This window comes from Asaia siamensis (assembly GCF_014635085.1).
GTDB lineage: Bacteria > Pseudomonadota > Alphaproteobacteria > Acetobacterales > Acetobacteraceae > Asaia > Asaia siamensis.
Window position 1 is genome coordinate 115,499 of the sequence record NZ_BMCH01000007.1, and the last position, 24,664, is coordinate 140,162.

Here is a 24,664-nt window from a genome sequence, read left to right on the forward strand (position 1 = left end):
GCCTGACACAGGCCTCGCACAACCGAGCCCAGGCATTACAGGCCGTCAATCTTGACTTTGACATGAATCCGTGTAGCCTCCGTCGCGTTCCGTGGGGCTGTAGCTCAGATGGGAGAGCGCCTCGTTCGCAATGAGGAGGTCAGGGGTTCGATTCCCCTCAGCTCCACCATGGAATCCTTTCCAGATCCCCCGCCAGTCGACTTGGTCCCGCCTTCCGTCTCAACGTACCCAGACGCGGCCAGCGCTCAAAGAAACCCAGATATCGTGCTGGGCAAACCAGTCTGCACCAAGCAGCATATCCACATTATCGCGCATGTCCGAAACGGTCAGAACCGGGTCTTTCCAGATCGGGTTACCGCTACCGGCTGTCTCTTCGCCGAGATGCAGCGCATGGAAGCGATGCCAGTGATACCAGCGCGCATTGAGATCGACACCACTGGTCACGCCGCCCGGATCCTGACGCAGAACATCGTCTGTAATGCCCATCGCATGGGCGAAGCGTCGCGAGAGAATATGTGAGCGTGCGCCGCTATCGAGCAGGGCTGTGCCGCTTTGGCCGTCCAGTGTGAAGGAAACGGTCAGTCTTGTGCCCTCATGTCTGGCCTTGAGGGTTGTATAGCCGGCTGGCCATGACGGTTTCGCCACGCAAGTACCGCTTTGGCCGACGGGGCGCCAGAGAGTGAGACGCTGATGGGGGACATCGAATTCGAGATCGAAATGCTGGAGCAGATCGACCCCCATCAGCCCGGCAATGGGTGGGGTCAGGATCGGCAGGCCAGGCAGCGCGCCCAGCGGGATGGAGCGCTGACCCAGAGGGATTAGGCCGAGGGAAAGCGCGCGTATCAGCATGTTGGGCGCAAGCTGGCCGCGGTCATTCGGGCCCTGAATGACGGTTGCATGGGCAGGGTCGGGCGTCAGATGCAGTGCCGCCGCCGCTTCGGGCGTGATCAGACTGCCTTCGGACCCGGTATCGAGAATGAAGCGCGCCTGACGCCCGTCGAGCACGACAGGCGCGTTGAGAAACAGCGCGTCGTTGTGGAGCGGGATCTCTGCAATACGCTCGGCGGCGCAAGGCGTGGCCATAGCACGAGGGGGCAGAAATCCAGCCATGATCATGGCGGGCAGGGCAAGAGCAGGGCGCAGCACGTGTTCTTATTTCCTTGCGCGTGGGTGAGCCTGCCAGACGGCAAGGAGATGATTTTCATCAGCCAGCGTATAGTTTTGGGTCGTAGAAAGGCTGGCATGCCCCAGAAGTTCCTGTATGGCGCGCAGATCGGCGCCGCCTTCCAGAAGATGGGTGGCGAAGGAGTGCCTCAGACTGTGCGGGGTGGCGCTGGCATCCAGCCCGCCCTGTTCGCGCCAGAGCTGCATCACGCGTCGCGCTACGGCAGGCTGCAGGCGCTTGCCGCGCAGCCCGACAAAGAGCGGCGCCTCCGGTATGGGGCAGGGGTGATGGACGCGCCAGGCCGCAAGAGCTTTTGCGACATGAGGCAGAAGCGGCACCAGACGTTCCTTGCCGCCTTTGCCCACCACACGCAGGCCATTTTGCGCGGCCCGGTCATGATCGCGCACGTTCAGCGACAGGGCCTCGCCTATACGCAGCCCTGCCCCATATAAGAGGGTGAACAGGGCCTCATCGCGCGCGGCGCAGAGCGGGTGCTCGGCCAGCGCCGCCATTTCAACAGGAGCCGTGCGTGCGACGTCGCGCGCTAGGGGGCGCGGCAGACGTTTACGGGTTTTCGGCGCGCTCAGCTGGCTCAATGCCGAGGCGCTCACCCCATGGATGGAATTGAGATAGCGGGTGAAAGACCGCAGGGCCGAGACCCGTCTGGCACGCGAGCGGGCGCGGCCATCGGGTGTCCCTGGCTGCATTTCTGACCGGCTTGCGTCATGGGCCAGCCAGGCGCGAAAATCCGCCGTGCGCAGAGCGGCGAAAGCGTTCAGATCGGGCTCCTGCCCCAGATGCTCACCAAGAAAGCCGAGTGCCGATGCCACATCATTGCGATAGGCCTGCACGGTGTTCGGGCTTGCCCGTTTTTCATGCGCCAGCCAGTCCAGCCAGTTTTCGAGACATTCATGCATCTGCATGACGGCGGACCTCGTCTCGGTTAAGAGGACAGGGCAGAAGGGGGCGCTCAGGCAACATGACGGAACCGAGCTTAATGAAGCTGACAGCAGATGGCGAGAGAGCGGTGCGTGTCAGCGTTCTGCTGCCGCTGCCTTTTCCGACACCGCTCGATTATCTGGCCCCTGAAGGGCGTGTTTCCCCCGGCGATCTGGTTAGCGTGCCCCTGGGGCGCAGGCAGGAAACTGGTTGTGTATGGGATACGCAAAGCGATGTCCCGGCCGATTTTGCGCCCGCACCTGCCAGAGAGGTTGCCCTCGCCCGACTGAAGCCGATCCTCGGGCAGCTCGATCTGCCCCCGATCCCGGCTGATCTTCGGCGCTTCATCGACTGGCTGGCTGCCTATACGCTGACCCCACCCGGGCTCGTGCTGGCCATGGCCATCAGGGCGCGCCACACACAGCCGACCCGCGTACAGCTTGGCTGGATCAGGGGGGAGGCCGATCTTGCCGGGCTACGCCTGACCGAAGCCCGGCAACGCGTACTCGATGCCATAGGGGATGTGCCGCTTTCGACGGCAGCGCTGACAGAAAAAACCGGCGTTTCTCCCGCAGTGCTGCGCGGCCTCGCGTCGGCGGGCGTTCTGAAAGAGGCCCCGCTCGTCGTTGCGCCTCTTTTTGCGCCTCCCGATGCGGGATTTCACCCCCCTCACTTGTCAGAGGAGCAGCGCGAGGCCGCCGATCATCTGTCAGAAGGGGTCAAGGCCCATCGTTTTGGTGTCACGTTGCTGGAGGGTGTGACCGGGTCGGGAAAGACAGAAGTCTATTTCGAGGCTGTGGCTGCCTGTCTTGCGGCCGGGCGGCAATGTCTGGTTCTGCTGCCTGAAATCGCTCTTTCCACCCAATGGACCGACCGTTTCGCACGCCGTTTCGGTGTGCAGCCTGCCTTGTGGCACTCCGAGCTTGGCGGCAAGAAGCGCCGGGAGACCTGGCACGCCATCGCTCAGGGGCAGGCGGCTGTGGTCGTTGGCGCGCGCTCTGCCCTGTTTCTGCCCTTTCCCGATCTTGGCCTCATCATCGTCGATGAGGAGCATGAATCCGCTTTCAAGCAGGAAGAAGGCGTGACCTATCATGGTCGCGACATGGCCATCGTCCGGGCGCGCCTTTCCGACGTGCCGGCGATACTGGTCTCGGCCACGCCCAGTCTCGAAACCCTGACCAATGTAGAGAACGGGCGATACCAGCATGTCACCCTCCATAGTCGTCATGGCAATGCGACCCTGCCCGATGTCAGACTGGTCGATATGCGACGCGCCCCGCCGGAGCGCGGTCAGTTTCTGTCGCCGGAACTCGTTGCCGCCATCAGCGCGACCTTCGAGCGTCAGGAACAGGCCATGCTGTTCCTCAATCGCCGAGGCTATGCGCCGCTGACGCTGTGCCGCAGTTGCGGCCATCGCATGGAATGCCCGAACTGTTCCGCCTGGCTGGTCGAGCATCGCGCCCGTCAGATGTTGACCTGCCACCATTGCGGTCATCATGAGGCGCTGCCCGAAACCTGCCCGTCATGCGATGCCGAAGCCAGCTTGGTGGCGATTGGCCCCGGTATCGAGCGTGTTCATGAAGAAGCACGGCTGCATTTTCCCGACGCGCGTATTCTGGTCATGGCATCCGACACGCTTGGCTCGCCCTCTGCGACAGCTGAGGCCGTGCGCCGCATCAGTGACCGGGAGATCGATCTTGTCATCGGTACCCAGATTGTCGCCAAAGGCTGGCATTTTCCTGATCTGACTCTTGTAGGTGTGGTCGATGCCGATCTCGGGCTGGGCGGGGGCGATCTGCGCGCCGCAGAGCGCACCGTGCAGCTTCTGCATCAGGTCTCTGGTCGTGCCGGTCGTGCCGACAAGCCGGGCGCGGTGCTTCTGCAGAGCTATCTGGGCGACCACCCGGTCATGAAGGCGCTCGTCTCGAACGACTATCAGGCCTTCATGGAACAGGAATCTGCGCAGAGAAAGCCCGGTTTCTGGCCACCATACGGGCGTCTGGCAGCGTTGATTGTCAGCGCCGATTCCGCCGAAGCCGCCGATCGTCTGGCTGCCAAGCTGGGTGCCAGAGCGCCCGAACTGCCTGGAACGCAGGTGCTTGGCCCCGCTCCAGCGCCTCTGGCTATTTTAAGGGGTCGTCATCGCCGACGCCTGCTTTTGCGCACACGGCGGAATGTCGCCGTGCAGCCTATTCTGAGGCAATGGCTTGAGGGCGTGAAACTTTCGAGCCATGAGCGGATCGACATCGATATCGATCCGATTTCGTTTCTGTAGGAAGGTTGCGGGGCACCGTCCCGCCACCGGAAGGGGCATCGCCCCTCTTATCCCGTTGCGGGATATTGAGGAGACGATGACCTTTTGTCGGAGGCAAGGGGGAGTCCCTCCCGACAGGAGAGGCTTTTTCAGGCGGCCTTGTCTTCGCGCTTGGGCTTGATGGCCTTGACCACGAAGGTGACGATGGCGATGACGGCGAGAACATGCTGCAGATGGGGGCGCAGCTTCTTGGGGCCGAACAGGCTGAGGAAGGTGAGGCCACCCAGAATGGCTTCTTTCGTCTGCGGCTTGGCAGAGCAGCACATCTTGCTGATGCAGCAGCCTTTCTTGCCTTCGTCCGGGGCGGTCAGTTCAGTGACCTTGGCTTTGTTCTTCTTGAACATCGGATTCTCCTTTGACGTCTCTGTCTTATCAAACAACGCAGACGCGACAGAGTTGAGATCGTGACGTGCTTTAAATCGGACGTCCATCCACGGCGGCCTGCAATGTCTTCACACGTTTGGCACCATTGCTGGCAAGCGGATCGACGACAAGCACCTGTCGGGCGGCGGCGAGAGCGGCTTTCATGTCATGTCGCTCTTCCTCTATCTGAGAGAGGAGCTGCCATGACAATGGATCGTCAGGGTCTTTCTGAAGTGCGACGCCAAGGTCGCTGATAGCCCCTTCGAAATCGCCTGCCGCGTAGCGTACACGGGCGCGGCCGCGACGAATGAAGGCCTTGTCCGGCTGAAGGACAAGCGCATTGTCCAGAGCGGCCTCGGCCTTGCGATAATCATGAGCCTTGAGGCTCGAATCGGCATTTTCGAGCAGAAGGCGCGTGCTGGCCGACAGGCCCTTCTGTCGCAAGGTTTCAGCGCGGCGCTCCAGCTCACGGGCTTCCGTTGCGGTCTTTGCCGCACGCAGCGCCTTGCTGGTCTCCTGCAGCGGATCGGGTTTCGGCTTAGCGGGGGAAGTGGCCTTGGCAGAAGGCGCTATCTGGCTGGGCTGAAGAGCCGGAACAGGCGCGGCATGGGTAGAGGAAAGCGTAGAAACGACAAAAGCCGCGCTGCTGAAAAGCAGACACGGCCTGACGACGGCCCGGTAAAGGGCCGTGCAATGCGTCAAAACGGGGCGGTGGCTCCGTTTCGGCATCAACAGGAGATTAGCCCTGGCGTGCTTTCATACGCGGGTTCTTCTTGTTGATGACATAAACGCGGCCACGACGGCGAACGACGCGGCAGTCCTTGTCGCGGAGCTTTGCGGATTTGAGGCTGTTACGGATCTTCATGATAATTTGCTTCCCGGGCCATGCAAGACGAACGGGCGTCGCGCCCGCGAGAGGTGGTCGGAATACTAACCGGCATGGCGGGAGTCAACTCTTTGCTGCGTTTCCCGGCGCCGAAAGCCTTTATTTTGGGCGTTTTCAAAGGAGAGAAACGCAATTATCCTGATTCCATGAAGAAAGCCCTGCCTGTTTTCGCCATCCTCCTCCTGGGACTCCCACTTGCGGCCCAAGCTGCGCCCCATCCGAAAAACGATCCGGCGTCGGTGCTCAACCGGATTCTCGGTGTGCTACAGACCGACCCGGACTCGGCGAGCGATACATGCGTCGAAGCGCTGAAGGAACTGCACAAGACGCAGGGGATCGTCGCTAATCAGGATACCGACAGCAATAACCAGGATGCTGCGGTCGCCCGCGACGTGCTCGAATCCGATTTTGAGGAAACAATTGAGGTCTGCGGGGCCGATGCGCGCCGACTGTGCCGCACCAAGGGCGAGAGTGACCCCAAATTGCCGCCGCTCTGTGCGGCTGCCCAATCCCGCCCGCCGAGCGAGAATGACGACTGATAATCGGGCCCGGCGCTCTGCCGGGCCTGTTCTGATCAGAGCGGGCGTCGTTCCATGGCCCACAGGGCGAAGCCCTGCACATAGGCCACTTCTTCAAGACGCTTGAACCGCCCGGAAGACCCTCCATGACCGGCATCCATGTTGATGCGGCACAGGAAGGGCCCACCCTGGGCGATTTCGCGTAGTTTCGCGATCCATTTCGCGGGTTCCCAATAGGTCACGCGCGGGTCTGACAGACCGCCCATGGCCAGAACCGGCGGATAGGCAACGGGCCGGATGTTGTCATAGGGCGAGTAACTGGCGATCAGGTCATAGGCGTCGCCGTCTTCCAGCGGATTGCCCCATTCGGGCCATTCGGGCGGGGTGAGCGGCAGGGTGTCGTCAGACATGGTGTTCAGCACATCGACGAACGGTACCTGTGCCGCGATACCCGCGAACAGATCGGGGGCGAGATTGGCGACTGCCCCCATAAGCAACCCGCCTGCCGAGCCACCATGGGCGACGATACGCCCTTCCCTGCCATAGCCCTGTGCTGCGAGATGACGCCCACAGGTAACAAAATCGGTGAAGCTGTTGGGCTTGTGCTTGCCGCGTCCCTGAAGGAACCAGTCCCAGCCTTTTTCCGATCCGCCACGAATATGGGCAACGGCATAGATCCAGCCACGATCGACCAGACTGAAGACCGAGGTGCTGAACCCGGATTCCATCGAGATGCCATAAGAGCCATAGCCGTAGAGCAGCAGCGGTGCCGTGCCATCGCATGGCGTGTCACGGCGCTTGAGCACAGTGATAGGCACTTCGGCACCATCAGACGCACGGGCAAAAAGACGCCGCGTTTCATACAGGGCCGGGTCATGACCTGACGGAATCTCGCGGATCTTCTGCAGGGTCTGGGCGCCGCTCGCCATATCGACATCGTACCAATGGGCCGGCGTGGTTGGTGACTCATAGATATAGCGCAGTGTCGTATCGCCATATTCGAGAAAGCCGAGCAAGGTGAGGTCGAAGGCTTCCTCCTTCATGCCGATGGTTCTGGCCTCGGCACGTACCGGACCTTGCACATCCTGACGGATGACATGGATTTCGATATTGCCATTCACCCGTTCGGACCAGGCGAGATAATCCCGGCTGGCGGCGGCGCCAAGCAGGAAGCGACCCGGCTCGTGCGGCACGAAGGGCGTCCAGTTTTCGCGTGACGGCGAGGAATCCGGCACCTGCATGAACTGGAAATCGATCGCGTTGCCGGTATTGGTCAGAACGATGAAGCGGTCATTCCAGTGCGTGAAGTTGTAGCGTTCGCCTCGTACCAGAGGAGACGCAACCTGCGGCATCTGTGTCGGGTCGCTGGCAGGAATGAGAAGCGTCTCGTTGGTATCGTGATCGCCTCGTTCAATCACGATCCACTTGCGCGATGCCGTGACATTCAGGCTGACGAAGAAGCCCGAATCCGGTTCGTCAAAGACCAGCACATCCTCACCACCGGCGAGCGGACGGCGATAGACCCGTGACGGACGGCCATTATCGTCGCGATAGACCCAGAACAGCCACTGGCTGTCAGGCGAAATGACGAAGCTGCCTGCGGCACTCTCGACCGCAGGGGCATAGGCCTTGCCTGTTTCGAGGTCGATACTGTGCAGGCGATAGACTTCAGAGCCCTGCATGTCTGCCGCGTAGACGAAGACCCGATGATCGTCGGAATGGCGTGTGCCCGCGAGCGCGAAATAGGCATGCTCCTTTGCAAGGGCTTCGACATCGAGAAGAACCTGCTCATCCCCTCCGGCGCGGGGGCGACGCAGATAGACCGGATGCTGGGCGTCTTTTGCAAAGCGCGAGAAATAGAGCCACGCGCCATCGGGCCAGGGTACGGAATCCTCGGCGGGCGGGATACGCCCGATCATTTCCTTGAGCAGGGCCTCGCGCACGGGCGCCGTTTTTTCGAGGCAATGCTCGGTGTAGGCGTTCTCTTCGCGCAGGGCCTCGGCAATATCGGTTCGCAGCAGCGATGGGTCGCGCAGCACCTTCTGCCAGTTCTCATCCTTCATCCAGGCATAATCATCCTGCCTGACACGTCCGAGCTGGGTGATGGTGTGCGGGACGCGCCGGGGAGCGGGGGGGATCATGGCAAGGCCTCGAAGTTGTTCAGAAACAAGGTCGATAGAGTGCGGCAGAACAGGATGCGCCTCAACGCCCTAAAATTCTGTTTCTGCGAAGTTTCGATGTGAGAACAAACCTGCGCCCGGCTCACATGTTACAAAAGCACACGTCCTTCACCCCGGCATTCGGCTTCGGGAGAAAGCGTTTTAACGGCCCCCGGCTTTGCAGGCGGGGTCTGACGAAGAGCAGACAAAGGATAGTTTTTCATGTTCGCACGTACTTGCCTCGGCCTGACAGCTCTGTGCAGCCTCGTCTTTGTTGGTGCAGCTCACGCCCAGCAGGCTCCCGTTCCCTCGGTTGCGCCTGGCACTCAGTCCACCGTCATGCCTGCCGGATCGCTGCCCGTGCACCGCGATGGCGCACCGCATGCGCCCACCAATGTCATGCAGTCGGTTGGCGGAGCCGAAGTGAGCGACACGGTGTCGACTGCCGCCACGCCGGGCGTGCTCGACACCTATGGTCTGCCCTCGCTCGACTCAGCGAAGGCTGGCAATCTGGCCGGGCTCGCAAGCTATTGCGTGCGCAATCACCTTGTGCATGGCACCACCCTGCGCGTTGTTGGTCGCACCCTTGCCAAGCGTCCTGACGTGAAGAACGATCAGTATTATTCGCTCGGCGGCAAGGGCCTGCTGCAGACCAGCACGAATGTGCCGTTCGATGTGTCCACGCTCGACCTCAGCCATCGCACGCAGCTCTGCGCGCAGGTCGGCCAGCGCGGTCAGGACTACAAGTAAGCCCTGCCTGTCGAAGCCTTCGCGAAAGGGCCAGTCCGCAAGGGCTGGCCTTTTTGCTATGTTGGGGGTGCGTTATGTTGAGGCTTCCCGAGGGCTTCGCCCCTCTTCCCGCTAAAGGACAGCCGTCGTTGAAGCGGGATCGAAGGGGCCAGCCTCTTCGCGTGTCAGGGCGGCACCCTGCAAAGGCTTTGCAAGCCATGCAGCCCCGCGACCGGTCGGAAATCAAAGCAGGGACTGAAAAAACCAGCCCCTCTGCGGGTCCGGGGCAAAGCCCCGGATGCCGCTTCAGTAAGGCAGAGCCAGCACCAGATCGAGGCCTTCTGCACTGCAGAGAACAGCGGCCTTTTCCTGACGCGTGAGCACGTTGAGGGCATCGGCGACAGAAGGAGCCTCGCGCAGTTTCAGCAGACCGACAACGAGGTTGGCATCGATGGCGGTGCCGGGTTTACGCGGGGCGGGCAGGGCGCGGCGATGCTCGGCCACCAGTTCGGGATCGACGCGCAGGGCGGCAAAAGCCTCTTCGGGTGGACGGTTGGGCATGGCTTCAGCCTGTGTCCGGCGCAGATCGTTCTCGGCGGCCAGCTGCAGGATGGGCGGCAGGGCGGTTTCTTCAGGAATCAGAAGCAGCCCCCAGCTTTTCAGCCAGAGTCCCACATCACGGCTGGCCGTCATGGCCGCCAGCGGTATGGCAAGCGCGAGGCCGAGCAGAACCGGTGTCATCCAGAGGAACAGCGAGAAGGAGACAGACCAGGCGGCTGCAGCCATGACGACACCGAAAGCGGTGTAAATCCAGTAGCCGTGAGCGATTTCCTTGAGGGAAACGCGACCGTCATCGCGGTTCTGGGCGTTCCAGCCAGAATCGCGCCCGCGCAGGATCGAGATCACGCCCGAGGTATGGATAAGCATGGCGATGGGGGCGATGAGGCCACCGATGAGTGTCTCGAGCGCGATGGAGGCCGTCAGGCGCAGTACCCCGCCACAGCTACGCAGCATGGCGCGGTCGAACAGCGTCGTGATCAGAGCAAGCGCCTTGGGGGCGAGCAGCACAGCCATGGTGCCGATGAACACATATTTGGCCTGTACCGGATCGACCTGCGGCCAATGCGGATAGAGGGTCTTGGTGTCACCGAAATATTCCGGCCGGTCGAAATGCGACTGGAGCGAAATCAGGATGCCGAAAAGCAGGAAAAGCAGCCAGAGCGGTGAGGTGATATAGGCGCCGATGCCGACCATCATATGCATCCGGCTGACCCAGTGCAGGCCGCGTGACAGCACGATCTTGCCATGCTGCAGATTGCCCTGGCACCAGCGACGGTCGCGAATGGCAACATCGGTGAGCGAGGGCGGGCTTTCTTCATAGGAGCCGAAAAGACCGGGGATCATGTGAATGGCCCAGCCGCCGCGACGCATGAGGGCCGCTTCGACAAAATCATGGCTCAGAATGCCACCACCAAAGGGTTTGCGACCCGGCAGATGGGGCAGACCGGCCTGTTCGGCAAAGGCGCGCGTGCGGATGACGGCGTTATGGCCCCAGTAATTGCCCTCGGAGCCGTGCCACCAGGCAATGCCATGGGCGATGAGCGGGCCATAGACACGTCCGGCAAATTGCTGCATCCGCGCAAAAAGCGTCTTGCCGCCGATAATGACGGGCAGGGTCTGGATCAGGGCCACTTTCTCGTGGCGCTCCATGGCCGAGACGGTACGGACGATCAGCCCGCCATCCATGACGGAATCGGCATCGAGCGTCAGCATCTGCTGATAGGCCCCGCCGAAGCGCTTCACCCACTCTTCGAGATTGCCAGATTTGCGGTCGATATTCTTGGGGCGGCGACGATAGAAAACGCGACCCTGACCATGAACGGCCTCGACGAAGGCGAGATAGGCGCGCTCTTCACGAATCCAGACATCCGGATCGGTCGTGTCGGAAAGCAGGAAGAAATCAAAAGCGTCGATACGGCCTGTGGCCACCAGACTGTCATGAATGGCGCGCAGCCCGACCAGAACGCGGTCGGGGTCTTCGTTATAGGTGGGCATGAGCACGGCTGTGCGTGTCATGAGGGCAGGCAGCGGCGTTTCACGCGATATGCCCAGCCCAAGCCCGCCATGGCGCAGTACCGAAACGAAACCGGCCAGGGACGAGGTGAAGGAAAGCGAGATCCACGCCCCGAGAATGACGAACAGCGCAAGCACGATAATGCCGAGCGTCGAAACGCCCATGCTGTTTAGCACCCGGTTCATTTCAAAGGCGCCCCATGCCGTCAGGAGGATGGCGCCTCCGATGACGAACAGGCGACGCAGCCAGAGAAAGGGCGGCGTGGTGGGGGGATGACGGTCACGCCCGAACGTCTCGGGACGCTGACGCAGGTTCTGCGTCGGCATCTCGAGAGGCGATTCCGCCGGAAGCACGTCGAAAGGGGTGAATTTGCGGGAAAGGCTGCTCACGGCGTCCAACGATACATCCATTTTTCGGAAATCGGGCCCTGCTCATTGGCAAGCTGGCAGGTCAGCTCCGCCAGCTTCGCGCTGCCCGGATAGAATTCGAACGTCGTGCGCCAGCCCTTGATTTCAGGATTGGGCTCGACCACCACATTCTTGATGGTGCCGGTCGAGGCCTGCGGCAGAAGATGGAAAGCGGCGTTGGGCGGCAGGTTCTCGAAGGGCTTGCCGGTAAAGTCGATAACGAACATGCGGCCATCGGCATGGTCGGTCACTGCGCCGACGCGGGTGGCGCCGATACGGGCGAGATCGGTCGGCCAGGGCGTGTCCCAGCCCCAGTACATGCGGTAGGTATAGGCATATTCGTGCCCGGCCTGCATGGTCTGCTTGGGGCGCCAGAACGAGACGATATTGTCGTTCACCTCGTTGGGGGTCGGGATTTCGACCAGATCGACGGCGCCTTCGCCCCAGTCGCCGATGGGTTCGATCCATAGTGACGGGCGCTTTTCATAATTCAGCGCCAGATCCTCGAAATCATGGAAAGAGCGGCGACGCTGCATCAGGCCAAAGCCATGCGGGCTGGCATCCTGAAACGCCGAGAACTGCAGATCGACCGGGTTGTTGAGCGGGCGGTAAAGCTGCGCGCCCGTCCCGGTCCACATCTGCAACGCTTCGCTGTCATGAGCGCCCGGGCGCCAGTCATCGACATGATTGCGGTTATTGGCGTCGAAATAGAACATGCCCGTAAGAGCCGCCACGCCGCCTTCGGTGATGTCGGTGCGCGGATAGAAGCTCGACTGCACATCGAACACCGTAGTGGCGCCGGGGCGAATGGTGAAACGGAAAGCGCCCACGACCGAGGGGCTGTCCATCAGGGCGTGAATGACGACGGAATCGACACCGGGCTTCGGCTTTTCAAGCCAGAATTCGCGGAAGAGGGCGAATTCCTCGCCCTTCGGATCGCCCGTGCCATTGGCAAAGCCGCGTGCTGAAAGACCGTAGTTCTGGCCCTTGGCGACGGCGCGGAAATAGGAAGCGCCAAGGAATACGGCGCATTCTTCCATGACATTGGGCGTGTTGATGGCATTGCGCAGGCGCAGGCCCGAAAAGCCGAGATCGTCGGTCACGCGCAGCATCGGATCGGGATAGGTGAACATGTCGGGGTCGTAGACGATGGGCGTCGATTGCCCGTCGACAACCTCGTTCATGTTGATACGTGGGCGGTACAGAAAGCCGCGCGGGAAGAATTCGACGTCGAAGGCCAGGTTCTGCCCCCGCCACAAGGCGCGGTCTTCCTTATAGGCGATACCGCGAAACTGGTCGAAATTCATGTTGTCGATGGCGCTGGGCAGGGATTGCTGCGGCGCCTTGTAGGCCGATTTCGACAGCTTCTGCGCGATGAGGCGCACGGTGTTGTTGTCGAACGCCGTCGCCTGCGGCGCGGCGGCAGGGGCCGCCCGGGCGATCTTGCTAGCCCCCAGTATCGAGAGGCCAGCACCGATTTTTACAAGGTCGCGACGCAGCACTATGACTTTCTCCAGCAGGCCCGGCCGGGAGCCGGGTGATGTCTGATTTTCCTAACGCCCATAAGTTACTTTGGGACACAGGAAAACTCGCCTGCCTTAGAAATCTGTCACGAGTGCGGCTTTCACGCATCCTTTTCAGGCGGGAAGCGCGGCTTTTACGCCCTTCTCACGAATGATATGGCGCAGTTCGATCACTTTTGCGTCAAGCGCCTTATGGTCGAGCTTGCGCCAACCATCGAATGCCGGAAGGGCGAAGCCTGCTTCGAAATCGTCGCTTCTGGCGATGTTCCAGGTTTCGTCGGTAAAGGTCGGCTCGATCGGCTCGAAGCTACCGCCCTGCTCGTTCTTGCCGCGCAGCATTTCAAGATAGGCGGCCAGACCGTAGGCCACGCGATCAATCGACAGCTTGTCCTTGAGCAGGTTCTGGATCGTTGCCGTCCAGAAAACCTGAACCTTGGAGGCGCCATCGCTGCCGATACGCAGATTCTGGTCGGCCATGGCCGGGTTGGAGAAGCGTGATATGACCGACTGCTTGTATTTTTCGAGATCTTCGCCTGGTGCCGCCTTGAGGGTCGGGATGACATCGGTATCGAGATAGGTCTCGACCAGCTTGCGCAGATCGGGATCGTTGATCGACTCATCAATGTGATCGTAGCCGAGCAGAAGGCCCGAGAAGGCCAGGAAGATATGCGATGCATTGAGCATACGGATCTTCATGAACTCATAATCGGTCACGTCATCGACCATCTGCACGCCCACTTTTTCAAGGGCGGGGCGGCCATCGGCAAACTCATCCTCAACCACCCATTGGGTGAAATCCTCGGCAACCAGCGGCAGAAGGTCGTCGAGACCGCTCTCGCGGTTCAGACGCGCGGCGATCTCGGGCGAAACCGTCGGTGTGATGCGATCGACCATGGCGTTGGGGAAGGTCGCGTTGGCTTCGATCCAGCTTGCCAACTCCGGGTCGCGGGCACGGGCAAAACCCAGGAACGCCTTGCGCGCGACATTGCCATTATGGCGCAGGTTATCGCAGGACATGATCGTGAAGGCACGGTTGCCGGCATCGCGACGACGACGCAGACCCTCGACCACATAGCCGAAAATCGTCGAAGGCGATTCCGGATTGGCGAGGTCACGCTGAACACCCTCATTCTCAAGGGCAAACTCGCCAGTATGCTCGTCGATATTATAGCCGCCTTCCGTAATCGTCATGGAGACGATCTTGATGGCGGGGTCGGAAAGAAGATCGAGTACCGCATCGGGCTTTTCCGGGGCCAGAATGTAATCGCGCAGGGCGCCGATCACACTGCGCTTGCTTTCACCTGACGGGGCGGTTTCGGTCAGGGAGAAAAGGCAATCCTGTGCCTTGAAGTCGTCGGCTTTCTTCTTCGAGCGGTCGCCCGATGTCAGGCCAACCCCGACGATGCCCCATTGCTGCTGGCCCGGCAGGCCAAGAACCTTGTTGACGTAATAGGCTTCGTGCGCACGAAAGAAGTTCCCCACGCCGAAATGCAGGATTCCCGGCTTGATGTCCTTGAGATCATAAGACGGCGCTGCCACGCCTTCTGGCAGGTTCTGCAGAGTCTCACGGGTGATCATTAGCTTAAATCCCTCTTCGTTTTTTATACAGGTTGCCGTTCCCGGGCGGGGCAGAGTGACCTGATCGGCTGCCCCACGTCAAAAATGGTGCGTCGCCTTTTATGGGCGCATTACGTTCGGATAAACGCCTCAGGCCGTTCACAAGTTCATCGCCGGCCCGCGCCGACGCTATTTTCCGATCATGTCCCGCAGGTCCTTGGCCCGGCTTTCCGGTGTGCTCATCAGCACATCCGTCGCACGACGCAGATCCTGCCGAAGCAGTGCGATAACAAAATGCATTTCCGGCAGGGCATCCTGCCCGAGTGTCGGCAGGGCACTCAGCACGTCTTCACGTCCGGGGCGATAAGGCTTTTCATGTGCCTTGCCGGCAGCATGGATCTCGCAGCGCCGGGCAAGCGAGCGATAGGCATGGCTGAGGCCGGTATGAAGTCCCGCCACGCCCGAAAATCCGCCCCTGTCCTTGCCGGCATTGATGGCGCGCGCCACCAGCATGGTATCGCTCAGCATCCGCCGCATCAGGGCCGGCAGCACGGTCAAGATAGGGTGACGCTTTTCGAGCAGGCCCCAGTTTTCGCGATAGGCCTCTGCCACGCATTCGTTGATGACAAGCAGATTGCGCGCGCAGTGGTCGTTACGGCTTTCAAGCTCGCTCCACATCTCTTCACGCCTGAGAGCGGCCTGTAGCAGCTCATCCATCTCGCGAAACATGCGCCCTGCGGTCAGGAAGCCACGACGCCGTGCACTCGCATGGAGTACGACAAACGACACCACCAGCGAGACGATGACACCCAGGAAAATGGCAGTCAGTCGCTCTGTCAGCGGCCAGTAGGGGTTGCTGCCACGAGAAGGCAGCAGATAGACGATCATGAGCGTCACCCCGGCAAAGCGCAGAGAGGGCCTGACAGCGGCCATATACGCCAGGGGCAGGAGGGCAACGCAGAAAATCGGCCAGTAAAGGCCGAAGACCAGCCGTGCGGTTATGGCCAGCGTGCCCACAACCGCGCCGAGCAGCGTGCCGATGATCTGGTCACGTGCCGTCGAAAAAGTCTGGTCGATGCTCGATTGTGTGACGATCAGCGCCGTGATCAACGCCCAGATCGTTTCATCCAGCCCGGTGGCCTCGCCAATGATCCAGCAGAGCGCGACCGCAACGAGTGTGCGGACCATCTGGCGCCAGGGTGCTTCTCCGTCTTCACGGGCCCTGAACAGCGAGGCGAAAGGCATGGGTCACTCCCCGGAGAGTGGCAACGGCACCCAGCGCAATCCGTCCTGCCCCTGAACAAGCAGCAGGATCGTATGTTTTTTCTGCTGGCGCGCCCGTGCCAGTTCTTTCGAGAGGGCATCGGGCGAGTTGACGCCTACCTGCTGCACCTCTGTCACCACGTCGCCCGGCTGCAGGCCGCGCGTATCGGCCGTGCCGTCGCGCGTGACATCGGTCACCACCACACCGCGCTGTGAGTCGGAGAGATTGTATTTGGCGCGGGTGTCATCGTCGATTGCGGCAAACGTCACGCCCAGATCGACAAGGGCGAGCTTGCTCGGTCCCTTGGTCTTGGCGTCTGTCGGCGGCATGTCGGGCGCTTCGGGCGAGGCCTTGATGGTCAGGGTCGCATCCAAGGTCTTGCCCTTGCGCCAGATACCGAACACCGCCTTGGTGCCGGGTGTGATCTCGGCCACCAGTCGCGGCAGGGCGTGGCCGTCGATTGGTTTGCCATCGAGCGAGGTGATGACATCGCCCGTCTGAAGTTTGGCGGCTGCGGCTGGCCCCTTGGGATCGACGCCTGCGATCATGGCCCCTTTTTCAGGCTTGAGACCAATGCTGTCAGCAATTTCATGCGTGACATCCTGCACCCGCACCCCGACCCAGCCACGCGACACATGGCCGTCACGACGCAGCTGGTCGATCACGCCCTTTGCATCATTGGCCGGAATGGCAAAGCCGATACCGATGGAGCCGCCGCTCGAGCTGTAGATGGCCGTATTGATGCCGATGACCTGGCCATCGAGATCGAAAAGCGGACCGCCCGAATTGCCGCGGTTGATGGAGGCATCGGTCTGGATATAGTCGTCATACAGGCCGTGATTGATGTCGCGCCCGCGTGACGACACGATACCGCTCGTGACCGTGCCAGACAGCCCGAACGGATTGCCGATAGCCAGCACGCGATCGCCCACGCGTGCCTTGTCGCTATCGCCGAAGGAGACGGTGGGAAAGGGCGTCTTGCTCTCGATCTTGATCACACCGAGATCGGTGCGGCTGTCACGACCGATGATCTTGGCGGGCAGTACTGTGCCATCCTGCAGTGTGACCGATACCTTGTCGGCATCCTTGATGACGTGATTATTGGTCACGATGTAGCCATCGGGCGAGATGATGAAGCCCGAGCCCAGTGCCTGCATCTTGCGCGGCGGGTCCGACGGGGTCGGCGCATGATTCATGTAGTCGTGAAAGAATTTCTCCATCGGCGAGCCGGGGGGAAATTGCGGTACCTGCGGGCCGTCATCGGGGCTCGCATCCGGACCGTCATCATCGTCTTCATCCTCGCCCGGCTTCAGCGTGGCCGAGATCGAGATATTCACGACAGCGGGCAGCAGACGGGCGGCAAGGTCGGCCAGCGAATCTGGCGCCGCGTGGACGCTGCGCGCTGTGGCAGCGCCATCGCCCGGGACCGCCGCCGGTGTGACGGGAGGGGCGGCGGGCTGGGCGAGAACGGAAGAGCTGGCGGAGACCCAGCCACCCATCAGGGCAGCGAGAACGAGGCGATGTTTCATGGTCTTACGCTAACGCAAATCAGGGGTTTGCGTCACCTATCTCTGCGTCACGATCTTTCTTCTCTTCCTCTCTGGCTTCCTTTCGCGTCTCACCGGCCATGAGGGCGGCCTGGCGGCGATGGCGGTCAAGCCAGACGGCCACGCCGTAAACACCGGCCAGACCCAGCACATTGACCAGGATCTGGATGACCCAGCCGTCGCCGAAGCTGTTCATGACCAGTCGTGCGAAGAGGTCGAGAATCGTGCCGAAGCTGAAGACCTCGAGAGAATGGCGACCCAGTAATGCCAGACCCTGCCCTATCCGCGTTTCTGAGAGCTTCGTCGCCGTGAGTGAAGACTGAACGAGCAGCAGAATGGCCATGGCGTCGACCCAGCGCCAGATGGCGAGGTCTGATTTGTCGGCCTGCGGCACATCCGCAAGCGGCCTCAGGCTTGGCAGGTTCCAGCTCTCATAGGGAAAGCATTCCAGCGCGCCGAAAAGCAGATAGGCGCCCGCAATGAGCTTTGCCCAGAGCGGACCGGGCAGATTGCCGTCACGCTTGCCTGCCACAATCGCGGCCAGCATCCCCAGCGTGAAAATGAGCTGCCAGGCAAACGGGTTGAAATACCACCCATCCGGATCGAGCCAGTTCGGCAGATTGAGCGTGGGGTCGCTGTTGATCAGCCCCCACAGGGCGAAACTCGCCGCAGCCAGAAGCCAAGGCGAGATCTTCCAGAGAAAGACCAGCAGCGGAAAGCCGAGCAGCAGCACGATATAGAGCGGCAGGATGTTCAGATTATTCGGCAGGGCCTGCAGAGACAGGACACGCCAGATCCATTCATGCCCATGGGCGAGTTCGGGTTCGAGAAAATCGACCGGAACAGGAGAATAGTGGCGCCATTGCCTGATGGTGAGTACCGAGACGAGCAGCATGACCATCTGGAACAGATAGAGGCGCCAGCATCGCCGCACGATCCGCTCGATGCCCATCAGCCAGCCACCTGTTGGCGGGCCGCGCAGGATCAGCCGCCCGTAAGCCAGCCATGAGGCGTATCCGGCCAGCAGCACGAAGATCTCGGCGGCATCGGCAAAACCGAAATTGCGCAGGGTAAAGCGGTTGAGCACATCCTGCGGGGCGTGATCGGCCAGCATCATCAGCAGCGCGATGCCACGCAGCGCGTCGATACGATGGTCGCGCTTCTTGCGTTTGCGGGCGGAGTCGGTCTTGGCCTCGCTCATTCCTGTCCTGCTCTCCTGCCCGGTCGGTCCGGGGGCGGTGCCCCGGCTTTGCCTGCTCATACGCGCAGATGCTTGCGCGATCCACTTCCCGCCATGCTAAACGAAAAGGCATGGGGTACGGCCCCGTCGCCAGAGGACAAACATGACCGATTTTGAAAAACCCGCCAATGAAGCCGACCAGCGCAGGATTCTCGAGACCCTGCGTCTTGTCAAAGACGAGGCAGGCACATCGAATGTTCTGAGCTTTGCGTCGCTCGAAGGGATCGCCCTGCGTGACGGTCACGCCCATGTGTCGCTTGCGACATCGCGTGAGGATGCCGCCCGTATCGAGCCAATGCGTTCCCGTGTCGAGGCGGCTCTTGCCAGTCTGCCCGGCATTACCCGTGCTACCATCATTCTGACCGCGCATCGCGCCCCGGGCAAGGCAGCGCCCCAACCCCAGGGGCATCGCCCCTTCCAGCTCGAACAGCCCGCCAACAGCCCCGGTCATCCTCAGCCGACGCGTCCGGACGGCAAGGCCCTGCCGCAGGTGCGTGCCATCATTGCCGTGGCCTCCGGCAAGGGCGGTGTCGGCAAATCGACCACTGCCGTCAATCTGGCGGCGGGGCTTGCCAAGCTCGGTCTGCGCACCGGCATGCTGGATGCCGATATCTATGGTCCCTCCCTGCCGCGTATGCTTGGCCATTCTGCCAAACCGGCGCTTGAAAATGGCAAGATCATTCCTGTCGAGGCCTGGGGCATGCATGCCATGTCGATCGGCTTCCTGGTGGACGAGCAGCAGGCCATGATCTGGCGTGGTCCCATGGTGATGGGCGCCATTGGCCAGTTTCTCGCCGATGTGGCCTGGCCCGCTCTTGATGTGCTGGTGATCGACATGCCGCCCGGTACGGGCGATGCGCAGCTGACCATCGCGCAGAAGCTCAGCCTGCGCGGTGCCGTGATTGTCTCGACCCCGCAGGATATTGCCCTGCTTGATGCCCGTCGCGGCCTGACCATGTTCGAGCGCATGAACGTGCCGCTTCTCGGTGTGGTCGAGAACATGTCCTATTTCTGCTGCCCGAACTGCAACCACCGTACCGAGCTATTCGGCCATGGCGGTGCGCGTGAGGAAGCCGAGAAAGCTAATGTGCCGTTCCTTGGGGAGATTCCTCTTCTGGCCGATATCCGCATGAGCGCCGATGCGGGTACGCCAATCATTCTCTCAGCCCCGGAAAGCGAGGCGGCGCAGGCCTATACCCGTCTTGCCCGCGCGGTTGCCGACAGTCTGCGTCTGGAACCCGGCGCATGACACGTCTGGCTGTGGTGCTTCTGGTCGCAGGTGCGGGTCTTTGCGGTTGCGGCCCGCAGAGGGTGGCGCATCATGGCTATGCCGCCGATGGCTATGGGGTGATCGACAACTCACCCCATCTGCCGCCGCCGGATACACTGTGGAAACCGGTATCGACAGCGCCCTGAGAGACAGGCGGGGCGCTGCCCCGCCCCCCGCCAAAGGACAGTCGTCCTTTGGAAACCTGACTGATCAAAGCAGGGATCGAAGGGGCAAGCCCCTTCGCGGGTTCAGGGCAGAGCCCTGAGGACCCTTTATTTGCCCGCAGGCTTCGTCTGGGTGCCCTGATCTTCCGTCACAGAGACGTCGCCGTTTACTGTGCGGTTGAGCACCGAGAACGAAACGGCGTCCATGGTCGTCACATCGACTTCATCGCCCATCTTCAGCGAAGAAAGAAGCGGCAGCAGAGCCTTCTGGTCGATGGTTGCCGTGCGGGTGACATCGGCATGATCGATGAACGTCACCTTATGGGCGGCAGCATCGACAGCAAGGATGCGCACGCGCTGACGCTGGAATGAAATCAGCATGCCGTGCGGATGACGCTTTGCGTATCCCTTGGCCGATGAGACCGTCGATTCAGGCAGGGGTGAGTCGGGTCGGGCGATATCAGCGGCCATTGTCTGGAAGAACTGCATGCTGATGCGGTCGCCCGCTTCCAGATGGGGCAGATCCTTGGCGCCTTTGGGGATCGTGACGTTCAGCAATCCACCCTTCTTGTCGCGAAGCAGGATGGTGCGTGTCTCATGATCCACGCTCTCTACGGTTGCGACCATTTTCTGATTGCCCGTGATGACAGCCTGAGCCGCGGCGTAGGGCGCCGTGACTGTCAGAGCGGGAGCCGACAGAAGAAGGGCAGTCAGTGCAGGGCGCAGAAAATGACGGGTCATGCGCATTGTCCTCGAAACCATGGGAACGTTCTTGTCCTTCTTGGGTGTCAGTCAGAGCAGAATGATCAACTGTTCTGTCTTCTTGGCACGGGAGACCAAGAAACTCAGGTTGCCCTATGTTGGTCCTTCCGGAAAGGGGGCGTCCGCCTCGCCTTGCGCAATTGTCATGCGCCGCGGCCATGGCTGCCATCTGTGATGGTCAGCCCGACAGGCGGATGAGGCGGGAGTGAGGCCCGGGTGCAACCGATGCAGACGAAACGCGGCTTTCGCTGCACGACAGACGTGACATCCGCCTTATTTTGATGTGGAAACGAGCCATGGCTCGTCTCTCCATTCCCGGCGTCTGTGGACGCAGTCTTCTGCTCCTTTGTATTTCCATCACGGCTGTTGGCTCTGCCCGTGCCGAACAGGCCGTGACGAAACCGGCATCGACAGCGCCTGTGCGCAAGGCACCTCATACGCCGGGGCAGCGTCAGGCGGGATCAACGGGAAAAGGCCGGACACCGGATGAGCGCATCACAGTGCGCGGGCGTCAGGCCGCCGGCATGCTGGCGGAATACGGCAGCAAGGAAGCTGCCCTCGGGCCGCTCGGCACGCGCGATCTGCTGGATACGCCCTTCTCGATCATGACCGTGCCACGGGATGTGATCGTGAACCAGCAATCGCGCAACGCGAATGATCTGGCACAATATATGCCATCGGTGCAGCTCGAAATGCGCGGCGACCCCAATACGAGCCGACCGCAATCGCGTGGCTTCGAGGCGGATGTCATTTCCAACTCGCGTCTTGATGGGCTGAACATGGTTATCACCACGCCCTATGCCGCCGAGCAGTTCGACTCGCTTCAGGTGCTCAATGGCCTCTCGGGTGCGCTCTACGGGCCGCAGAATCCGGCGGGTACTTTCGACTATACCCTCAACCGACCGACCGATCGGCAGCGTGAGCATCTGGCGTTTGGTGTCGATTCGACCAGCGCACCATTCGAGTCACTCGATGCGTCCGGTCGGGTGGGGCGCAATAAATGGTTCGGCTATCGGGTGACCATGCTGAACCAGTCCGGAGGCACCTATGCGCCCGGTACGCATCTCCGCCGGGGGCTCATTTCCGGGGCCTTCGATTTCAGGATCGATTCCAGGACGACGCTTCAGATCGATGCCAGCCAGTACAGCTATGCCCAGCGCGGCTATGCTGGCGGCTTCTCCTACGCTACGGGTCTTGCCCTGCCTGCAGCACCCGATCTGTCCCGACGCGGCTATGGACAGGATTTCGCAGGATATAACGCCTCGACCAACACCGCGCTGGCCAAACTTACCCATCGTTTCAACGAGGACTGGTCGGTAACGCTTGGTGGTCTGTATCAGGACGCCTGGCGCAATGTGTTTTCCGTCACCAACACGCTGACGGACTCGGTGGGTCGCTACCGGACCAGCATCGCAGCGGCGACAACAGCCAATGATTTCAAGGTCTGGTCGAATCTGGCCTATGTGAATGGCCGCTTCCATACGGGGCCTTTCGCTCATCAGATCCTGATCGGGTCGAATGGCTACAGCATGGGGACATTCAACCCGACCCAGGGCCAGAGCGCCGTTCTGGGTACGGCGCGCATCGGGGCGCCTGTCGTGTTTTCAGGAACCCAGCCCTATTTTTCGGGCCGGTATCAATCAGCCTCCATCATGTCGCAATCGCTGCTGGCAGGCGACACGATCGCATTGACACGGCACTGGTCCGTCATGGGGACGCTGGCCTGGAGCTGGCTCGATACGACAAGCGGCAATACCCAGGGTGTCACGACGGCACGCTACAGCGTCGGGCCGGTCTTCACGCCTACGACCAGTCTGATCTATCGCGCAGACAGCCGGACCAGTCTCTATGCAACATGGGGGCGGGCTGTTCAGGCAGGGCCGGTGGCCCCTGCCACCAGCACGAATGCCAATGAGGTGCTCTCGCCTCTGCGCTCTGAAGAATATGAGGTTGGCATCAAATATCGCCCGCTGCCGGATCTGATGGTGAGTGCCGCCGGGTTTCGCATGACACGCGGCTTTGCTTTCACCGATCCGACGACAGGCGTCTATCGGGAGGCAGGGCAGCAGCGCAATTACGGTGTGGAGGGGCAGGTCGCTGGAAAGCTGGGCAGGGCGCTCAGCCTGTTTGGTGGCGTCACCTGGCTGGATGCCCAGACGGGCGCAACGGGCCAGGGTCTTACCGCCCATAAGCAGGTTGTGGGTGTGGCGCCGGTTCAGGCCAGCATGCTGCTCGATTATCATGCGTCATGGATGCGGGGTGGTGCTGTCAATGCCAGCGTCCATGTAATGGGCCGGCGTGCAGCCGATGTCGAAAACCGTCAGTTCGCTGCGGGCTTTACGACGCTCGATCTGGGCGCCCGTTACGGTTTTCATCTGTATCGCGTGCCGGTTGTGGTGAGGTTCGGCGTGACGAATGTGACAGACAAGCGCTACTGGGCGTCTGTCTACCCCAGTTCGATCAATGGGGCGGCGACTGCCACGAACTCAGCGGTGGCCGGGTTGCCCCGGACCTATCACGCAACGACCGAAATCGATTTCTGATCGCATGCTTCTGAAGCAGTAGCGAGGCTTGGTTCCACAAGTGGTTCGGGAGACCAGCCCTGCACGGTGTCGTTGTTCTGTCTGAGTGCGGCGGCACCCTGAGCGACAGCAGCCCAGGCGGCGTTGGCCAGCGCCTTGCGGCTGGGGAAATCTTCCGGTGCCAGCGGGGGGTGCATCAGGATGGTGGCGCGCTTGTTACGCTTCTTAAGAAACTGCCAGACATGCGGCCCGAGATCCATGTCGCCATACCAGGCAAAAACAGCGCGTTTCGTGCGATTGACCGGTAGCCCCTCCAGCCTGTCATAGACGAGAGAGATGGGCTGGATGAGCGGGGTGAGGCCGGGCGGGTATGACGGCATGTCGACAGGCGGGGCGTTTTTCGGCAGGCGCGGCAATTTGGCGATGGCGAAAAACGTCGACATGAACGGCAGGACGCGCGATCCGTCTGACGACGTGCCCTCAGGGAAAAGGATGAGATTATCGCCAGTGGCAAGGCGGGTGATCATTTCATCACGCTCGCGCCCTGTCGTGCTTCTGTTACGGCTCACGAAAATCGTGCGCCCGATCTTGGAGACCAGCCCCATGATGGGCCAGCGCTCGATATCACCCTTGGCGACGAAGACAGAATAGATCTTGGTGCCCAGAACAGGGATATCGAGCCAGGAAGAATGATTGGCCACATAGATGACCGGACGCTCGCCACGGTCGCGACCTTTTTGCCCACCAACCGTGCCGACGGGGCGGCCGATCATCTTGATGTCCAGATCGAGCAGCTTGCACAGCACGCCCCAGATCACGCGTGTCCAGCGTATTTTCATCACGCCGGGAATGGGCAGGAGAAGCGCTTCGAACCCGACCGAAAGCGGCACCCAGACCACAATGCCAGCCAGACGCAGGCTCGCGCAAAGGGCTTCGATCTTTCCATGGATACGCCCGGACGGCGTGCAGTTGGCGCTCTCTTCAAGAACAGGACGCGACTTGCTGCGTATAGGGGCGCTGTCTGAAGCATGGCCCCGTCGCGGCAGCAATCCGGCGAGCCGGTTTCGGAAGAGATCTGCACTCATGCATCGTTCAATACTGTCATGATGCAAGTGTGACAATCGTCGTGCCAAACTGATGGGCGCGAATGGTGGGGCGTAGCGTCCCCCAATATGGCGGACCAGCGTACGCCAAGCATACGCAGAACGGTCGTTTCTGCTGATTGCCTCAGCGTTTCACGTGAAACATCGCCGCCGTCGGC

At 61.3% G+C, this 24,664-nt stretch carries 20 protein-coding genes and 1 tRNA gene; 7 read left to right on the forward strand and 14 right to left on the reverse strand.

Annotated elements, in window-relative coordinates; genetic code table 11:
• The first annotated feature begins 93 nt into the window (after positions 1-93).
• Positions 94-169, forward strand: a tRNA-Ala gene (locus tag IEV53_RS12700).
• A 50-nt stretch (positions 170-219) separates the two neighbouring features.
• On the opposite strand, the gene IEV53_RS12705 is transcribed toward IEV53_RS12700, so the two are convergent.
• Positions 220-1,146 carry a retroviral-like aspartic protease family protein gene (locus IEV53_RS12705; protein ID WP_188427198.1) on the reverse strand — a complete coding sequence of 309 codons (927 nt, stop codon included), beginning with the start codon at positions 1,144-1,146 and terminating at the stop codon, positions 220-222.
• Positions 1,147-1,152: 6 nt separating this feature from the next.
• Positions 1,153-2,088 (reverse strand): tyrosine recombinase XerC, encoded by a 936-nt coding sequence (locus IEV53_RS12710; protein WP_188427199.1) that lies wholly within the window; start codon positions 2,086-2,088, stop codon positions 1,153-1,155.
• 74 nt (positions 2,089-2,162) lie between these two features.
• Between IEV53_RS12710 and IEV53_RS12715 the strand changes: the two genes are divergently transcribed.
• Positions 2,163-4,379, forward strand: coding sequence for a primosomal protein N' (locus IEV53_RS12715; RefSeq protein WP_229719877.1), 2,217 nt, complete (start codon positions 2,163-2,165; stop codon positions 4,377-4,379).
• Between the two features lie 128 nt (positions 4,380-4,507).
• Here the strand turns inward: IEV53_RS12715 and IEV53_RS12720 are convergent, their stop codons facing one another.
• The 3 genes from IEV53_RS12720 to ykgO form a co-directional block, all read right to left on the reverse strand.
• Positions 4,508-4,762: a hypothetical protein gene (locus IEV53_RS12720; RefSeq protein WP_188427201.1), complete on the reverse strand. Its 255-nt coding sequence runs from the start codon at positions 4,760-4,762 to the stop codon at positions 4,508-4,510.
• Positions 4,763-4,832: 70 nt separating this feature from the next.
• The gene (locus IEV53_RS12725) at positions 4,833-5,483 is read right to left on the reverse strand and encodes a tetratricopeptide repeat protein (RefSeq protein ID WP_188427202.1); all 651 of its coding nucleotides are present in this window, start codon (positions 5,481-5,483) and stop codon (positions 4,833-4,835) included.
• A 37-nt stretch (positions 5,484-5,520) separates the two neighbouring features.
• Positions 5,521-5,646, reverse strand: coding sequence for a type B 50S ribosomal protein L36 (gene ykgO, locus IEV53_RS12730; RefSeq protein WP_023978233.1), 126 nt, complete (start codon positions 5,644-5,646; stop codon positions 5,521-5,523).
• A 92-nt stretch (positions 5,647-5,738) separates the two neighbouring features.
• Here ykgO and IEV53_RS12735 point away from each other — a divergent pair, with 92 nt between their 5' ends.
• Positions 5,739-6,206, forward strand: coding sequence for a hypothetical protein (locus tag IEV53_RS12735; RefSeq protein WP_188427203.1), 468 nt, complete (start codon positions 5,739-5,741; stop codon positions 6,204-6,206).
• A 35-nt stretch (positions 6,207-6,241) separates the two neighbouring features.
• On the opposite strand, the gene IEV53_RS12740 is transcribed toward IEV53_RS12735, so the two are convergent.
• Positions 6,242-8,326, reverse strand: a complete 2,085-nt coding sequence (locus tag IEV53_RS12740) for a S9 family peptidase (RefSeq protein WP_188427204.1) — start codon at positions 8,324-8,326, stop codon at positions 6,242-6,244.
• A gap of 240 nt (positions 8,327-8,566) precedes the next feature.
• On the opposite strand from IEV53_RS12740, the gene IEV53_RS12745 reads away from it, so the two are divergent.
• A complete protein-coding gene (locus IEV53_RS12745; RefSeq protein ID WP_188427205.1) occupies positions 8,567-9,094 on the forward strand; it encodes a DUF2501 domain-containing protein in 528 nt (175 codons plus the stop codon).
• Between the two features lie 285 nt (positions 9,095-9,379).
• Here IEV53_RS12745 and mdoH read toward each other — a convergent pair whose 3' ends face one another.
• The 6 genes from mdoH to IEV53_RS12775 form a co-directional block, all read right to left on the reverse strand.
• On the reverse strand, positions 9,380-11,557 hold the full coding sequence (gene mdoH / locus IEV53_RS12750) for a glucans biosynthesis glucosyltransferase MdoH (protein ID WP_188427206.1): 2,178 nt from the start codon (positions 11,555-11,557) through the stop codon (positions 9,380-9,382).
• The gene (locus tag IEV53_RS12755; RefSeq protein WP_188427207.1) at positions 11,533-13,056 is read right to left on the reverse strand and encodes a glucan biosynthesis protein; all 1,524 of its coding nucleotides are present in this window, start codon (positions 13,054-13,056) and stop codon (positions 11,533-11,535) included. Before IEV53_RS12755 ends, mdoH begins: the two co-directional genes overlap by 25 nt.
• Before the next feature lie 135 nt (positions 13,057-13,191).
• Positions 13,192-14,655 (reverse strand): mannitol dehydrogenase family protein, encoded by a 1,464-nt coding sequence (locus IEV53_RS12760; protein ID WP_188427208.1) that lies wholly within the window; start codon positions 14,653-14,655, stop codon positions 13,192-13,194.
• 168 nt (positions 14,656-14,823) lie between these two features.
• Positions 14,824-15,879 (reverse strand): FUSC family protein, encoded by a 1,056-nt coding sequence (locus IEV53_RS12765; RefSeq protein WP_188427209.1) that lies wholly within the window; start codon positions 15,877-15,879, stop codon positions 14,824-14,826.
• 3 nt (positions 15,880-15,882) lie between these two features.
• Positions 15,883-17,427, reverse strand: a complete 1,545-nt coding sequence (locus IEV53_RS12770) for a Do family serine endopeptidase (protein WP_229719878.1) — start codon at positions 17,425-17,427, stop codon at positions 15,883-15,885.
• 19 nt (positions 17,428-17,446) lie between these two features.
• Positions 17,447-18,646 carry an OpgC family protein gene (locus IEV53_RS12775; RefSeq protein WP_188427210.1) on the reverse strand — a complete coding sequence of 400 codons (1,200 nt, stop codon included), beginning with the start codon at positions 18,644-18,646 and terminating at the stop codon, positions 17,447-17,449.
• A gap of 142 nt (positions 18,647-18,788) precedes the next feature.
• Here IEV53_RS12775 and IEV53_RS12780 point away from each other — a divergent pair, with 142 nt between their 5' ends.
• Positions 18,789-19,934, forward strand: coding sequence for an Mrp/NBP35 family ATP-binding protein (locus IEV53_RS12780; RefSeq protein ID WP_188427211.1), 1,146 nt, complete (start codon positions 18,789-18,791; stop codon positions 19,932-19,934).
• On the forward strand, positions 19,931-20,101 hold the full coding sequence (locus IEV53_RS12785; protein WP_188427268.1) for a hypothetical protein: 171 nt from the start codon (positions 19,931-19,933) through the stop codon (positions 20,099-20,101). The genes IEV53_RS12780 and IEV53_RS12785 overlap by 4 nt, the downstream gene beginning before the upstream one ends.
• Positions 20,102-20,227: 126 nt before the next feature.
• On the opposite strand, the gene IEV53_RS12790 is transcribed toward IEV53_RS12785, so the two are convergent.
• Positions 20,228-20,860, reverse strand: coding sequence for a preprotein translocase subunit YajC (locus tag IEV53_RS12790; RefSeq protein ID WP_188427212.1), 633 nt, complete (start codon positions 20,858-20,860; stop codon positions 20,228-20,230).
• Between the two features lie 317 nt (positions 20,861-21,177).
• Between IEV53_RS12790 and IEV53_RS12795 the strand changes: the two genes are divergently transcribed.
• A complete protein-coding gene (locus tag IEV53_RS12795; protein WP_188427213.1) occupies positions 21,178-23,424 on the forward strand; it encodes a TonB-dependent receptor in 2,247 nt (748 codons plus the stop codon).
• On the opposite strand, the gene IEV53_RS12800 is transcribed toward IEV53_RS12795, so the two are convergent.
• Complete coding sequence (locus IEV53_RS12800; protein ID WP_188427214.1) at positions 23,397-24,488, reverse strand: lysophospholipid acyltransferase family protein; 1,092 nt, start codon at positions 24,486-24,488, stop codon at positions 23,397-23,399. The genes IEV53_RS12795 and IEV53_RS12800 overlap by 28 nt on opposite strands.
• Positions 24,489-24,664 lie beyond the last annotated feature (176 nt).